Origin of the sequence: Streptococcus sp. 1449 (genome assembly GCF_013276805.1) — a bacterium.
Taxonomy (GTDB): domain Bacteria; phylum Bacillota; class Bacilli; order Lactobacillales; family Streptococcaceae; genus Streptococcus; species Streptococcus pseudopneumoniae.
In genome coordinates this window covers 38,896-54,244 of record NZ_VMLS01000002.1, presented here as the reverse complement: position 1 = coordinate 54,244, position 15,349 = coordinate 38,896, and the positions used below count along the sequence as shown (strand labels likewise).

The window sequence follows — 15,349 nt, the reverse complement described above, 5'->3', positions numbered from 1 at the left end:
GGTTGGTATGAAAGAATTACAAACTGTACTTAAAAACCATTTTGCAATCGAATTTGCAGACAAAAAGTTACTGGAGACTGCCTTTACTCATACGAGTTATGCCAATGAGCACCGCCTCTTAAAAATTTCACACAATGAGCGCTTGGAATTTTTAGGAGACGCTGTTCTACAGTTATTGATTTCAGAATATCTGTATAAAAAATATCCTAAAAAACCTGAGGGTGATTTGTCCAAACTCCGTGCCATGATTGTCCGCGAGGAGAGTTTGGCTGGTTTTGCGCGTGATTGCCAGTTTGATCAGTTTATCAAGCTGGGTAAGGGGGAAGAAAAGTCTGGTGGACGCAATCGTGACACCATTCTTGGCGATGCCTTTGAAGCCTTTCTTGGTGCCCTCCTTTTGGACAAGGATGTGGCCAAGGTCAAGGAATTTATCTATCAAGTCATGATTCCAAAAGTAGAAGCTGGCGAATTTGAGATGATTACAGATTACAAAACCCATCTCCAAGAGTTACTTCAGGTCAATGGCGATGTGGCTATTCGTTATCAGGTCATTTCTGAAACGGGTCCTGCCCACGATAAGGTCTTTGATGTAGAAGTTCTTGTTGAAGGTAAGAGCATCGGTCAAGGTCAAGGTCGTTCTAAAAAATTAGCAGAGCAGGAAGCTGCTAAAAATGCCGTTGAGAAAGGGCTGGATTCATGTATTTAAAGGAAATCGAAATTCAGGGATTCAAGTCTTTTGCTGATAAGACTAAGGTCGTTTTTGACCAAGGTGTGACGGCAGTTGTTGGACCCAATGGATCAGGAAAGTCCAATATTACAGAAAGTCTTCGTTGGGCCTTGGGGGAGTCTAGTGTCAAGAGTCTCCGTGGGGGCAAGATGCCGGATGTCATCTTTGCTGGAACAGAAAGTCGCAAATCGCTCAATTATGCTTTTGTAGTTGTGACTCTGGATAATCATGACGGATTTATCAAGGATGCAGGTCAAGAAATCAGGGTAGAACGCCATATCTATCGTAGTGGTGATAGCGAATACAAGATTGACGGCAAGAAAGTGCGTCTTCGTGATATTCATGATCTTTTCTTGGATACAGGTTTGGGACGAGATTCCTTCTCTATCATTTCCCAAGGGAAGGTTGAGGAGATTTTCAACTCTAAGCCTGAAGAACGCAGAGCTATTTTTGAAGAAGCTGCAGGAGTTTTGAAATACAAGACTCGTCGAAAAGAAACTGAGAGTAAACTGCAGCAAACTCAGGATAATTTAGACCGCCTTGAAGACATTATCTACGAGTTGGATAATCAAATCAAGCCTCTTGAGAAGCAAGCTGAGAATGCCCGTAAGTTTTTAGACTTGGAAGGTCAACGCAAGGCTATTTATTTAGATGTTTTGGTTGCTCAAATCAAGGAAAATAAGGTTGAACTAGACTCGACAGAAGAAGAGTTGGCTCAGGTTCAGGAACTCTTGACTAGTTATTACCAAAAGCGTGAAAAATTAGAAGAAGAAAATCAGAATCTCAAGAAGCAACGCCAAGATTTACAGGCTGAAATGGCCAAAGACCAAGGCAGTTTGATGGATTTGACCAGTCTGATTAGTGATTTAGAGAGAAAATTAGCCCTATCGAAATTAGAATCTGAGCAAGTAGCCCTGAATCAACAGGAAGCACAAGCTCGTTTGGCTGCTTTGGAGGATAAGAAAAATTCACTCAGCCAAGAAAAATCGAATAAAGAAAGTTCTTTAGCTCTCTTAGAAGAAAATTTAGTCCAAAATAATCAAAAACTCAATCGATTAGAAGCTGAATTGCTGGCTTTTTCAGATGATCCTGATCAGATGATTGAGCTCTTACGCGAACGCTTTGTGGCGCTTTTACAGGAAGAAGCGGATGTCTCAAACCAACTGACCCGTATCGAGAATGAGTTGGAAAATAGTCGTCAGCTTTCTCAAAAACAAGCAGATCAACTACAAAAGCTGAAAAAACAGTTGGCTACAGCTAAAGAGAAGGCTAGTCAGCAAAAGGCGGAGCTTGAAACTGCCAAGGAGCAGGTTCAGAAATTATTGGCCGACTACCAAGTATGTGCCAAGGAGCAAGAGGAACAGAAAGCTTCCTATCAAACTCAACAAAGTCAACTCTTTGACCGTCTGGACAGTCTTAAAAACAAGCAGGCCAGAGCTCAGAGTTTGGAAAATATCCTGAGAAATCATAGTAACTTTTATGCAGGTGTTAAGAGTATTCTCCAAGAAAAAGACTGTCTTGGTGGGATTATTGGGGCAGTCAGTGAGCACCTGACCTTTGATGTGCATTATCAAACTGCCCTAGAGATTGCGCTTGGAGCCAGCAGTCAGCATATCATCGTAGAAGATGAACATGCGGCAACCAAGGCGATTGATTTCCTCAAACGTAACAGAGCCGGTCGTGCAACCTTTCTTCCTTTGACAACAATCAAGGCTCGTACGATTTCAAGTCAGAATCAAGATGCTATTGCTGCAAGTTCAGGATTTCTGGGCATGGCAGATGAGTTGGTGACATTCGATACTAGACTGGAAGCCATTTTCAAGAACTTGCTAGCTACGACGGCTATCTTTGATACCGTAGAACATGCTCGTGCAGCTGCTAGCCAGGTTCGTTATCAGGTTCGTATGGTGACTTTGGATGGCACAGAGTTGCGCACAGGTGGTTCTTACGCAGGTGGAGCCAATCGCCAGAATAACAGCATTTTCATCAAGCCAGAACTGGAGCAATTACAAAAAGAAATTGCTGAAGAAGAAGTAAGCTTACGTTCAGAAGAAGCGAGTTTGAAGAACTTGCAAGACGAGATGGCTAGATTGACCGAATCATTAGAAGCCATCAAATCTCAGGGTGAGCAGGCTCGTATTCAGGAGCAGGGCTTGTCCCTCGCTTATCAGCAGACCAGTCAGCAAGTCGAAGAATTAGAAACTCTTTGGAAACTCCAAGAAGAGGAATTAGATCGTCTTTCTGAGGGAGATTGGCAAGCAGATAAGGAAAAATGCCAAGCACGCCTTGCTACTATTTCCAGTGACAAGCAAAATCTAGAAGCTGAGATTGAAGAGATTAAGTCTAACAAAAATGCCATCCAAGAACGTTATCAGAACTTGCAAGAACAGGTAGCGCAAGCTCGCTTGCTTAAGACAGAACTGCAAGGGCAAAAACGTTATGAAGTTGCTGATATTGAACGTTTAGGCAAAGAATTGGACAATTTAGATATAGAACAAGAGGAAATCCAGCGTCTTCTTCAAGAAAAGGTTGACAATCTTGAGAAAGTTGATACGAATTTGCTCAGTCAACAGGTAGAAGAAGCCAAAACTCAGAAAACAAACCTCCAACAAGGTTTGATTCGCAAGCAGTTTGAGTTGGATGATATTGAAGGCCAGCTGGATGATATTGCTAGTCATTTGGATCAGGCTCGCCAACAGAATGAGGAATGGATTCGCAAGCAAACACGTGCTGAAGCTAAGAAAGAAAAGGTCAGCGAGCGCTTACGCCATTTACAAAGCCAATTAACAGACCAGTACCAGATTAGCTATACTGAAGCACTAGAAAAGGCACATGAATTGGAAAATCTTAATCTGGCAGAGCAAAAGGTTAAGGATTTGGAGAAGGCTATTCGCTCACTGGGTCCTGTCAATATAGAAGCTATTGACCAGTACGAAGAAGTTCACAGCCGTCTGGATTTCCTCAATAGCCAGAGAGATGATATTTTGTCAGCGAAAAACCTGCTCCTTGAGACCATTACAGAGATGAATGATGAGGTTAAGGAACGCTTTAAATCAACTTTTGAAGCCATTCGTGAGTCCTTTAAAGTGACCTTCAAACAGATGTTTGGCGGAGGTCAGGCAGACTTGATATTGACTGAGGGCGACCTTTTAACAGCTGGTGTGGAGATTTCTGTTCAACCTCCAGGTAAGAAAATCCAGTCGCTTAACCTCATGAGTGGTGGTGAAAAAGCCCTGTCAGCTCTAGCTTTGCTTTTCTCTATCATTCGAGTTAAGACTATCCCATTTGTCATCTTGGATGAGGTGGAAGCTGCGCTGGATGAAGCTAATGTTAAACGTTTTGGGGATTACCTCAATCGATTTGACAAGGACAGCCAGTTCATCGTCGTAACCCACCGTAAAGGAACCATGGCAGCGGCTGATTCCATCTATGGAGTGACCATGCAAGAGTCAGGTGTCTCAAAAATTGTTTCGGTTAAGTTAAAAGATTTAGAAAGTATTGAAGGATGACAATTAAACTAGTAGCAACAGAAATCGGAATAAGTAAATTGATACAATAGCATATAAAGAAAGCCTTGAAATTTAGCTGATTTCAGGGCTTTTTAACTGTCTATTGTTATCAGGGTAAAATCATTAGAGATGTTGTGAGTTTATGGAGACACCCTTGATTTGTAAAATGTTAAATAGTAGAGAATCATTTCATCTATTCTTTGTTTACCAGTTTATCGAAATGGCTAGTATAGTGTAATTTTAACTTGTCTTCTCCTAAAATATCAAGGACTTGTATGGCCTGTTTCATTTTTTCAATTCCGCTATCTAAATGACGCTTAAATTCAAAGTAACCAGTTGCATAGAGAAAAACTGTCTGTTCATAAAAGTTTAATTCATTATCTAATAATGCTTTTATTTCGGTGATTAGACAAGTACAGTTTGAAAATTCTTCCTTATCTACGCTAAGAATTAGACAATTGATGGCCAATTGAGTGACAATTCGCTTATTTGTTTTATTCAACGAAGAGTAGATGTAATTGTTCAACATTTCCTTTGTTAATAGGAAGTAGGAGTTGTAGTTTATTGTTCGTACACAGTTACCTAATAAAGTGATTTCATAGTAACCCCATTTTTCAACTTTAAAGAGATAATCTGTCAATTGAAGTAATTCTTTATTTGATGGAATAATGCTGGAATCCATTGTATGTAGAATGGATTTTATCATTGTTTTCTCGAAAGAATTTAAAGTGTAATGTGATGAGTCAGAAAGTAGAGCAGCTATATTTTTGATGTTATGTGATGAATATTGCTTACGAATATATTGAACCAAATTAGCGAATAATTCAGCATTAGTATAATCTTCATTATGTAAAATAAGAAACTCATCTAAAGTAATGTGTAATTTGTCTAAAATATTGATAAGTCGAATACAAGATATCTCTGATTCCCCACGTTCGAATCTAGATATTTGAGATTTTGAAAGGTGTTCATCTGCTACAGAGCATAGACTAATTTGTTTTCCTTTACGAACTTTTCTAAGTGTGATGCCAAGTTTTGATTTCATAATTTCCCATTTTCCCAACAAAAATTAAATCCGTTTTTATTTATTGTACAATAAATAAAAACGGAAAGGAAGTCCGAGTATGAAGAAAATTTCAAAATTTTTGCCGATTTTGGTTTTGGTGATGGATATTATCATAATTTTTGGTTAGTAAAAGATGAATTAGAAGGAATGTGGTATGATCAGCAATAAAATTTCATCAGAGTTAAAATATTATCTATATATCATTTTTACAAATTTACGATTTACTAGAATAGTAAATATTATCTTTATTGTCCAGTTTTTGGGATTATCTTTAGTACAATTTGCATTTTTTCAATCTATTTTTCTATTTTCTCAATTAGTTTCAGAGATTCCCTGCGGAATTTTAGGAGATAGATTTAGTAAGAAGAAAATCGTTCTATTGGGACTAGTTCTGTTATCAATTACTCCATTATTAACTCTTTCATCAATCTTGCTAATGAAGGACTATGTTTACTATGTTATTCTAGGGGCATTTGTTTTAGAAGGAGTAGGAAATGCTTTATTAAGTGGAGCTGATGATGCCTTGTTTTTTGAATCTCTAAGAAGTGAAGGCAAGGAGGAGAGTTATGGGAAAATAAGAGGAAAGTTACAATTAATCAGTGCTCTGACTTTGGGGATTGCTACATTTATAGGAGGTGGTTTGTATAGCATTACAAGATATTTACCATATTTTATTCAGTCTTTTACACTTATAGGTTCAATGATAATCATCATATCTATTCCAGATAATCAGAAAAACGCTATAGAAGATCTTAATCAAAATGGTGTTCCGAAATTTAAAGAATTATTTTCAGTTTTTCATAGGTTGCTAGAATCTACTAAAATTCTTTTCATGTTCGCTTTTACTACGGTTATTGTCTCAGCAATTAACGTAATGTTTGCTTTATTACCAGATTATTTTTCTAAAATAGGATTTTCTACATCTATTAATGGAGCTATGTTTATGATTTATAGTATCATTGGTGGCATAGTAGCAACTCAAGCTTATAAAATATCAAAAATAAGAGTTTCTAAATTAATTATGCTGCTATCATTGATACTAATGATTTCCATTATTTTTCAAATTTTGCCTTTCAATGCCACATTTATATTTAGTCTTCTACTGTTGTACATTATCATAGATATTCTTGATCCTATTATCATGGAGATGTTACATCTTTGGGTTGATGACAATTCAAGAGCAACAGTTATATCAGGACTATCCTTTTCAATTAGTCTTGTTACAATGTTGGTAAATCCGATAATTGGTGTAGGAATTCAAATATTTAATATGAGAATAACTATCTTATTGATTTCTAGTTTTATGATTGTAATGATATTAATCTCGTATATGTTAATAGAAAAAACTAAAAGGAGTAAAAAACATGAAAACAGAGAATAAGGCTTATTTAGGTGATTCCAGAGCTATGGAAGATGTCGAAAATGATTCTGTTGATTTAATAATCACTTCTCCACCATATTTTAATTTAGTTGATTATCAACACGATAATTAGATTGGGTTAATAGAAACATATAAAGGCTATATTTAGAGTCTAAATAGTGTTTGGGAAAGATGTAGTAAAATATTAAAAGAAACAGGAACAATTTGCATCAATATTTGCAGTTCTGTAGAAATTAGCAGAAAAAATCAAAATATGTATTACGATATCAAACATGAAATTGAAAAATTCTTTGCGGAGCATAATTTCTATATTGAAGGGACAATAATATGTAATTTGAATAATACTTCATATATCAAAAATCAAGTTGAAAAATATCCTTCAAGTTATTCGAATAATGAGTCTTTGATTCTAAATAACTATGAATACATATTGATTTTTAAGAAAAAGTCAGAATTTATAGTGTGGGATAGAAACATTGAGGGAACTAAATTTATTGACTGCATTTGGAATATACCTTGGGATTATTCTACAAGACCACCAGCTTTTTCAGAACAAATTGTCAATCAACTTATTGATATTTATTCTCTGGAAGGTGATGTTGTGTTGGATCCGTTTATGAGGCAAGCAACTACATCTTTGTGTGCTTTTAAGAAAAACAGAAAGTTCATTACTTATGAATTAAATCCAACCACTTATAAATTCTGAAGAAACCTTTAAGACAATTTTGAAAGACGAGCATCTCTTCCTTGTTATTGGACGATAAACAAGTGGAACTTACTCTGACTTGGAATTCCACTTGTTTTTTCGATTTTTATCAGATTAATTTCAACTTTTATTGGCGGTGGAAGTTAGTTTGGGAATTTAGAAAAAATCCAGTTATACTAAAGGGTTAAGTAATATTGGATAAAAATTAAGTGATAAAGTCGGGAGTTTATCAAGCGTCTAATCTCAAATGGATTAGGCGCTATTTGCTTTTTCTATGGTATAATAGAAGGTGGATTTATTAATTGGAGTATGAAGAATTTATGATTAAACTAGTAGCAACGGATATGGACGGAACCTTCCTAGATGAGAATGGACGCTTTGATATGGACCGCCTCAAGTCTCTCTTGGTTTCTTACAAGGAAAAAGGGATTTACTTTGCGGTGGCTTCGGGGCGCGGATTTTTATCTCTAGAAAAATTATTTGCTGATGTTCGTGATGACATTATTTTCATCGCGGAAAATGGCAGTTTAGTAGAGTATCAAGGTCAGGACTTGTATGAAGCGACTATGTCTCGTGAGTTTTATCTGGCAACTTTTGAAAAGCTGAAAACGTCACCTTATGTAGATATCAATAAATTGCTCTTGACGGGTAAGAAGGGTTCTTATGTGCTAGATACGGTTGATGCAACCTATTTGAAAGAGAGCCAGCACTATAATGAAAATATCCAAAAAGTAGCGAGTTTGGAAGCTATCACAGATGATATTTTCAAATTTACAACCAACTTCACAGAAGAAACGCTAGAAGCTGGGGAAACTTGGGTCAATGAAAATGTCCCTGGTGTTAAGGCCATGACAACTGGCTTTGAATCCATTGATATTGTTCTGGATTATGTCGATAAGGGTGTGGCTATTGTTGAATTAGCTAAAAAACTTGGTATCACAATGGATCAGGTTATGGCTTTTGGAGACAATCTAAATGATTTGCATATGATGCAGGTTGTGGGACATCCTGTGGCTCCTGAAAATGCACGACCAGAAATTTTAGAATTAGCAGAGACTGTGATTGGTCACCATAAAGACCAGTCGGTTATAGCTTATATGGAGGGCTTATAATGGCAGATATAAAATTGATTGCATTGGACTTGGATGGGACCTTGCTGACTACTGATAAAAGGTTGACGGATCGCACCAAGGCAACCTTGAAAGCTGCGCGTGATCGTGGTATTAAGGTTGTATTGACAACTGGTCGTCCCTTAAAAGCCATGGATTTCTTTCTCCATGAGCTAGGGACTGACGGCCAAGAAGATGAGTATACGATTACTTTTAATGGTGGTTTGGTTCAGAAAAATACAGGAGAAATCCTTGATAAAACAGTCTTTTCATATGATGATGTGGCACGCTTGTATGAGGAAACAGAGAAATTATCACTGCCTCTTGATGCTATCTCAGAAGGAACTGTTTATCAAATCCAATCCGACCAAGAAAGTCTTTATGCCAAATTTAATCCAGCTTTGACTTTTGTTCCAGTGGACTTTGAAGACTTGTCTAGTCAAATGACCTACAATAAATGCGTGACTGCCTTTGCTCAAGAACCCTTGGATGCAGCCATTCAAAAGATTTCTCCAGAATTGTTTGACCAATATGAAATCTTTAAATCACGTGAAATGTTGCTAGAATGGTCACCAAAGAATGTTCATAAAGCAACAGGTTTGGCAAAACTAATCAGCCATCTAGGAATCGACCAAAGCCAAGTTATGGCCTGTGGTGATGAAGCCAATGACCTTTCTATGATTGAATGGGCAGGGCTTGGTGTTGCCATGCAAAACGCTGTTCCTGAAGTAAAGGCAGTCGCAAATGTAGTGACGCCAATGACCAACGATGAAGAGGCTGTCGCCTGGGCTATCGAAGAATATGTGCTAAAGGAGAACTAAGATATGGGATTATTTGACCGTCTATTCGGAAAAAAAGAAGAACCTAAAATCGAAGAAGTTGTAAAAGAAGCTCTGGAAAATCTTGATTTGTCTGAAGATGTTGAGCATGCCTTAACAGAAGCTGAGGAAGTTTCTCAGGAAGAAGCAGAGGTGGAAATTGTTGAACAAGCTGTGTTCCAAGAAGAGGAAATCCAAGACACAGTTGAAGAACGTCTGGATTCAGAGCTAGCTGTAGAGGTTCATCAAGAAGAAATAGAAGAATTGCCAAACTCAGAAGAAGTCTCAGAGGAAGAGAACACTGAGCGCGAAGGAACTGAAGAAGAAAATAGCTTTGAAGCGCTTGAAGCACAAACGCCTCAGGTAGAAGAAACTGTTCAGGAAAAATATGACCGCAGTCTCAAGAAAACTCGTACGGGCTTCGGTGCTCGCTTGAACGCCTTCTTTGCTAATTTCCGATCTGTTGACGAAGAATTTTTCGAGGAACTGGAAGAACTGCTGATCATGAGTGACGTTGGTGTCCAAGTCGCTTCTAACTTAACAGAGGAGCTTCGTTACGAAGCCAAGCTTGAAAACGCCAAGAAACCTGATGCACTTCGTCGTGTCATCATTGAGAAATTAGTTGAGCTTTATGAAAAGGATGGTAACTACGATGAAAGCATCCACTTCCAAGATGGCTTGACAGTCATGCTCTTTGTTGGTGTTAATGGTGTTGGGAAAACAACTTCTATTGGGAAACTAGCCCACCGCTACAAACAAGCAGGTAAGAAGGTCATGCTGGTTGCGGCAGATACCTTCCGTGCAGGGGCAGTAGCCCAGCTAGCTGAATGGGGTCGACGTGTAGATGTTCCAGTTGTAACTGGACCTGAAAAAGCTGACCCAGCCAGTGTCGTATTTGATGGCATGGAACGTGCCGTGTCCGAAGGTATCGATATTCTCATGATTGATACCGCTGGTCGTCTGCAAAACAAGGATAACCTCATGGCTGAGTTGGAAAAGATTGGTCGTATTATCAAACGTGTTGTGCCCGAAGCTCCGCATGAAACCTTCTTGGCACTTGATGCATCAACAGGTCAAAATGCCTTGGTACAGGCTAAAGAATTTTCAAAAATTACCCCTTTGACAGGAATTGTCTTGACTAAGATTGATGGCACTGCTCGAGGTGGTGTGGTTCTAGCCATCCGTGAAGAACTCAATATTCCTGTAAAATTGATTGGATTTGGTGAAAAAATCGATGATATTGGAGAGTTTAACTCAGAAAACTTTATGAAAGGTCTCTTGGAAGGCTTAATCTAATCAGAAACAAAAATCCTGCAAGGAACAAACTTGCAGGAATTTTGTTTATTCTAAACGACCATCTTGACGATAGGCGATATCTGGTTGCCAAGTCCATTTGGCATCGAATTTTTCAAGTAAGTCAAAGCTGGCTTGAGGTCCCATGCTTCCAGCTTTATAGTCATGAAGTGGGGCACCATTTTCAGCCCAGAGCTCTTCGATACGGTCAATCAATTTCCATGACGCACCAACTTCATCCCAGTGGCTAAAGTTAGTTGAGTTGTTATTTAGGACATCATAAATCAATTTCTCGTATGGTTCTGGAGAAGCACCAGTTGCGGTCGCATCTGTACGGTAATCAAGTGAGTTAGGAGCCAAGTTAAATTCTTCTCCTACCTGCTTCCCATTTAGGCTAAGAGAGAAACCTTCTGTTGGTTGGATATAGATGGTCAAAATGTTTGGAGCAAGTGGTTCTCCAAAGATAGAGTCCATTTGTTTAAAGACGATGTTGACATGAGTTCCTTTTTCAGTCAGACGTTTACCAGTACGGAAGAAGAAAGGAACACCACGGAATCGATCGCTGTTTACAAAGAAGGCACCAGATGCAAAGGTTTCAGTTGTAGATTCTGGATTCACATTTGGCTCGCTACGATAAGAGATGTATTTCATGCCATCAATCTTACCTGAACGGTATTGACCGCGGATAAAGTGTTCTTTAAGCTCTTCATCCGTTGGATGATAGAGGTTTTTAAAGACCTTAATCTTTTCAGCACGAATCTCGTCTTTTGTGAAGCTTGCTGGCTTGTCCATAGCAAGGAGAGAAAGAAGTTGCAGTGTATGGTTTTGTACCATGTCGCGGAGGGCACCAGATTGGTCATAGTAGCCACCACGTTCTTCTACACCCAAGCGCTCCGCAAAGGTAATTTGAACATTGTCGATAAAGTCCTTGTTCCAAACATTTTCAAAAATCAGGTTTGCAAAGCGAACTGCAAAGATACTTTGAATCATTTCCTTCCCAAGATAATGGTCGATACGGAAAATTTGTTCTTCGTCAAATGTTGCTAGGAGCTCGTCATTCAACTTGCTTGCAGTTGCGTAATCTGTACCAAATGGTTTTTCAACGATTAAGCGTTCAAAACCTTTACCGTCAACAATGTTTTCAGACTTGAGGTGTTTTGCTATAGTTCCAAAGAACTGAGGCGCCATAGACAAGAAGAAGAGCTTGTTGTGTTCAGCTTGGTACTTGTCATTTAGTTCAGCCTGCAATTGACGCAAAGCAATGTAGTGTTCTGTATCGTTGACATCATGACTTTGATAGTAGAAGTGGCTAGCGAACTCTTGAGCCTGTTCGGTACTATCTGCCAAATCAAGGATCGATTCGACTACAACAGATTCAAAATATTCCTTGCTCCAAGGACGACGGGCAGTTCCAATAACGGCAAAATGTTTGGAAAGATTGCCGGATTTATATAGTCTAAATAGGGAAGGGTAGAGCTTGCGTTTAGCCAGGTCTCCACTCGCACCGAAAATTGTAACAATAACCTTAGATGACATCTAGCTACCTAATTTCTATTTTTATTCCTAGTCTTGCTAGGTATGAGGAAACCTCATTTCATAAACTTAATTCTAACATAATTTTCCGAAAAATCAAAAATTCCAATACGAGGTAGAAAAAAACTGCAAGGAAATCCTTACAGTTTGCGTTTAAACGTTTAAGACCTTGTCCAAGAAATCTTTCAGACGTGGGTGTTGTGGGTTATCAAAGATTTGATCAGGTGTTCCGTCTTCAAGGAATTCACCATCTGCAGTAAAGATAACGCGGTTAGCAACCTGACGGGCAAATCCCATCTCGTGGGTTACAATGATCATGGTCATGCCTTGCTCCGCTAATTCCTTCATAACGTTTAGTACGTCTCCGACCATCTCAGGGTCAAGGGCAGAAGTTGGTTCATCAAAGAGCATGATGTCTGGATTCATTGCTAGTCCACGAGCGATGGCCACACGTTGTTTTTGACCACCTGACAGGCTATCTGGACAGGCCTTAGCCTTATCTGCTAGCCCAACCTTGTCAAGCAACTCCATTCCCAATTTCTCAGCTTCTTCCTTAGTCATCAACTTGTGCTCAATAGGAGCAAAAGTAATGTTGTCCAATACAGACATGTGTGGGAAGAGGTTGAAGTGTTGGAAAACCATTCCGATATTTTCACGGACGTGGTCAACGTTGGTTGTTTTTTCTGTTAAGTCATAACCGTTCACAGTGATGTGACCGCTAGTAACTTCTTCTAGAAGATTAAGGCTACGGAGGAAAGTTGACTTACCAGAACCTGAAGGACCGATGATACAAACGACATCTCCTTCATAGAACTTAGTCGTAATTCCTTTTAAAACTTCATTTTTTCCGTAGCTTTTGTGTAAATCATTTACATCAATTTTTAATTTTGCCATTAACGAATCCTCTTTTCTAAGCGTTTCGCTAGTTTAGTCAAAAGTGTGATAATTACAAGATAGAAGATAGCAAGGATTGCATACATCTTGAAACTTTGGTAGTTACGGGCAATGATAATCTTACCAGTTTGGAAGAGTTCAACCAAACCGATAGCAGATACGATGGTTGTATCTTTAAGAGCGATAACGAATTGGTTGACAAAGTTTGGCAACATCAATTTAGTTGCTTGTGGCAAGATAATCTTACGCATGGTTTTTCCATAAGAGATACCCAAGCTTCGGCTGGCTTCCATTTGTCCAATTGGAACGGCCTGAATACCACCACGAACGATCTCAGCGATATAAGCGGCTGCATTGAGAGATAGGGCAATAGTACCAGCTACAAAGTCGTTAATTGGACTTTGTTGACCTGTGATCGACTCGATGAAGTTTGGAATTCCCCAGAAGATGAAGGCTGCAAGAATCATCAATGGAATACCACGAATAACGTCAACGAAAATCTCAGAGATGACGCGAAGAGATTTGTATGGGCTAACGCTAAACATACCGAAGATAATCCCGATGACAATGGCAATAGCAAATGAGATAAGAGCTAGAGCAAGAGTGATACCAAGACCGCTAAGGAGTTGTTTGTAGTTGTTTTGAAGCAAGCCCCAGATAGTTGTCTCATCAACAGTGCTTGTTGAAGCAGTTGATGACTCACTAGCTAGGTATTTATCAAGAATCTTTTGGAATTCTCCGTTTGCTTTAAGGTTTGCAAGTCCGTTGTTGAACATTTCAATCAATTCTGGATTTGCTCCTTTTTTAACGGCAAAAGCTGTTTCACCGATCGGAGTTCCAGCGATTGGTGTTTTCAATTTTTGACCTTGGCTGATAGAATATTTGAGAACAGGTTCATCATCCATAACGGCATCAATGGCACCAGTGTTTAAACTGTCATACATTGAAGAACCATCAGCGAAGGTTTTGATTTTGTAGCCGTATTTGCTTTGATTTTCTGTTAGGAAGGTTTGAGAAGCAGTTCCGTTTTTAACACCAACTGTCTTCCCTTTCAAATCTTCATAAGAAGCAATGGTACTTGATTCTTTGACACCAAGGATAGTATTGGCTGTGTAGTATGATTCTGAGAAGTCAAAAGTTGCCTTACGAGCATCTGTGACAGACATACCAGCAATGATACCATCTGCTTGACCAGCTTGGACAGCACTGATAGCAGCATCAAAACCAGGGTTGATGATTTCAATTTCAAAACCTTGGTCTTTAGCGATTGCCTTAATCAATTCCATATCAATACCAGTGTATTGGTTGCTTGAATTTTGGAAAACAAAAGGTGCAAAAGAAGAATCGCTGGCAATGATGTATTTAGCTTTAACAGGAATAGCTTTTAAGCCTGCAAGAGTAGTTGTAGTTGGCACTGCTGAAGACGATGAAGCAGTCCATTTCTTGATGATTTTATCAAGACTACCATCTTTTTTCATTTCAGCTAAGGCTTGGTTAAATTCAGTGACTAAGTGCTCGTATTTGCTACCTTTTTTAACACCGAAAGCAAAACTTCCTACAGCTTCCCCATCCATTTCAATATGGAGGTTTTGCCCTTGGTTAATGGCATACTCGATAACAGGTTTGTCATCCATCATGGCATCGATGGCACCAGCAGTCAAGCTGTTGTTCATCAAATCACCAGTGTCAAATGTTTTAATAGTAAAACCGTATTTATCCTTGATACTTTCAAGGAAACGTTGAGCGGCTGTTCCGTTTTTAACACCAACAGTTTTTCCTTTTAATTGGTCATATTTACTAATCTTGTGTGACTTAGTAGTTGCAATGACAACTTTTGTATCATAGTAAGTATCAGACATGGTGAAAACTTTTTCACGTTCTTTCGTCTTTGTCATCCCTGCCATGATAGCATCAGCTTGACCAGCTTGAACCGCATTGACCGCTGCGTCAAATCCAGGATAGGACATCTGAATGTTCCATCCTTTAATCTCAGCGACTTTGTTAATAATGTCAACATCAATTCCTTTATAAGTTTGATCTGAATCTTTAAACTCAAAAGGCGCATAGGCGGTATCAGAAACAATCTTAATCGTCTCAGCTTTTGCAATACCTAATGAGAAAATTGGGAATAAAATTAGCAAAAATGCTAGAAATTTTTTCTTCATTTTTAGTCTCCTTTTCCGAATATTTTCCCATTATATCAGAAAAAGTAAAAAAAGGCAAATTTTTATATTTCTGTGTTAGAAAATATAACATCCATAATTCTTGTTTTGTCTTGAATCACACAACAGAAGTGCTATAATAAAGGTAGAT

General features: G+C 38.6%; 13 protein-coding genes. 9 read left to right on the top strand and 4 right to left on the bottom strand.

The window, feature by feature from the left end; genetic code table 11:
• The first annotated feature begins 7 nt into the window (after positions 1-7).
• Positions 8-706: a ribonuclease III gene (rnc, locus tag HT687_RS00395; RefSeq protein ID WP_000661480.1), complete on the top strand. Its 699-nt coding sequence runs from the start codon at positions 8-10 to the stop codon at positions 704-706.
• The gene (smc, locus tag HT687_RS00390; protein WP_023936227.1) at positions 697-4,236 is read left to right on the top strand and encodes a chromosome segregation protein SMC; all 3,540 of its coding nucleotides are present in this window, start codon (positions 697-699) and stop codon (positions 4,234-4,236) included. Before rnc ends, smc begins: the two co-directional genes overlap by 10 nt.
• A gap of 193 nt (positions 4,237-4,429) precedes the next feature.
• Here smc and HT687_RS00385 read toward each other — a convergent pair whose 3' ends face one another.
• Positions 4,430-5,281, bottom strand: coding sequence for an Rgg/GadR/MutR family transcriptional regulator (locus HT687_RS00385; protein WP_023936225.1), 852 nt, complete (start codon positions 5,279-5,281; stop codon positions 4,430-4,432).
• 79 nt (positions 5,282-5,360) lie between these two features.
• On the opposite strand from HT687_RS00385, the gene HT687_RS00380 reads away from it, so the two are divergent.
• The 7 genes from HT687_RS00380 to ftsY all read left to right on the top strand — a co-directional run bounded on the left by HT687_RS00380 (position 5,361) and on the right by ftsY (position 10,612).
• Positions 5,361-5,429 (top strand): SHP2/SHP3 family peptide pheromone, encoded by a 69-nt coding sequence (locus HT687_RS00380; protein ID WP_133302227.1) that lies wholly within the window; start codon positions 5,361-5,363, stop codon positions 5,427-5,429.
• Between the two features lie 27 nt (positions 5,430-5,456).
• Entirely contained in the window at positions 5,457-6,683 is a 1,227-nt protein-coding gene (locus HT687_RS00375; protein WP_023936223.1) for an MFS transporter, read from the top strand.
• Positions 6,667-6,795, top strand: a complete 129-nt coding sequence (locus tag HT687_RS11665; RefSeq protein WP_004242334.1) for a site-specific DNA-methyltransferase — start codon at positions 6,667-6,669, stop codon at positions 6,793-6,795. The genes HT687_RS00375 and HT687_RS11665 overlap by 17 nt, the downstream gene beginning before the upstream one ends.
• A gap of 69 nt (positions 6,796-6,864) precedes the next feature.
• A complete protein-coding gene (locus HT687_RS00370) occupies positions 6,865-7,389 on the top strand; it encodes a DNA methyltransferase (protein WP_329598877.1) in 525 nt (174 codons plus the stop codon).
• Positions 7,390-7,709: 320 nt separating this feature from the next.
• Positions 7,710-8,501, top strand: a complete 792-nt coding sequence (locus HT687_RS00365; RefSeq protein WP_025170661.1) for an HAD family hydrolase — start codon at positions 7,710-7,712, stop codon at positions 8,499-8,501.
• Positions 8,501-9,319 carry a Cof-type HAD-IIB family hydrolase gene (locus HT687_RS00360; protein WP_000763444.1) on the top strand — a complete coding sequence of 273 codons (819 nt, stop codon included), beginning with the start codon at positions 8,501-8,503 and terminating at the stop codon, positions 9,317-9,319. The genes HT687_RS00365 and HT687_RS00360 overlap by 1 nt, the downstream gene beginning before the upstream one ends.
• 3 nt (positions 9,320-9,322) lie before the next feature.
• Positions 9,323-10,612, top strand: a complete 1,290-nt coding sequence (gene ftsY, locus HT687_RS00355; protein ID WP_023936220.1) for a signal recognition particle-docking protein FtsY — start codon at positions 9,323-9,325, stop codon at positions 10,610-10,612.
• 45 nt (positions 10,613-10,657) lie between these two features.
• Here the strand turns inward: ftsY and zwf are convergent, their stop codons facing one another.
• From zwf to HT687_RS00340, 3 genes are all read right to left on the bottom strand, one after another.
• Positions 10,658-12,145: a glucose-6-phosphate dehydrogenase gene (gene zwf / locus HT687_RS00350; protein ID WP_023936218.1), complete on the bottom strand. Its 1,488-nt coding sequence runs from the start codon at positions 12,143-12,145 to the stop codon at positions 10,658-10,660.
• Positions 12,146-12,295: 150 nt separating this feature from the next.
• Positions 12,296-13,036: an amino acid ABC transporter ATP-binding protein gene (locus HT687_RS00345; RefSeq protein WP_023936216.1), complete on the bottom strand. Its 741-nt coding sequence runs from the start codon at positions 13,034-13,036 to the stop codon at positions 12,296-12,298.
• Positions 13,036-15,201 (bottom strand): ABC transporter substrate-binding protein/permease, encoded by a 2,166-nt coding sequence (locus HT687_RS00340; protein WP_023936214.1) that lies wholly within the window; start codon positions 15,199-15,201, stop codon positions 13,036-13,038. The genes HT687_RS00345 and HT687_RS00340 overlap by 1 nt, the downstream gene beginning before the upstream one ends.
• Positions 15,202-15,349 lie beyond the last annotated feature (148 nt).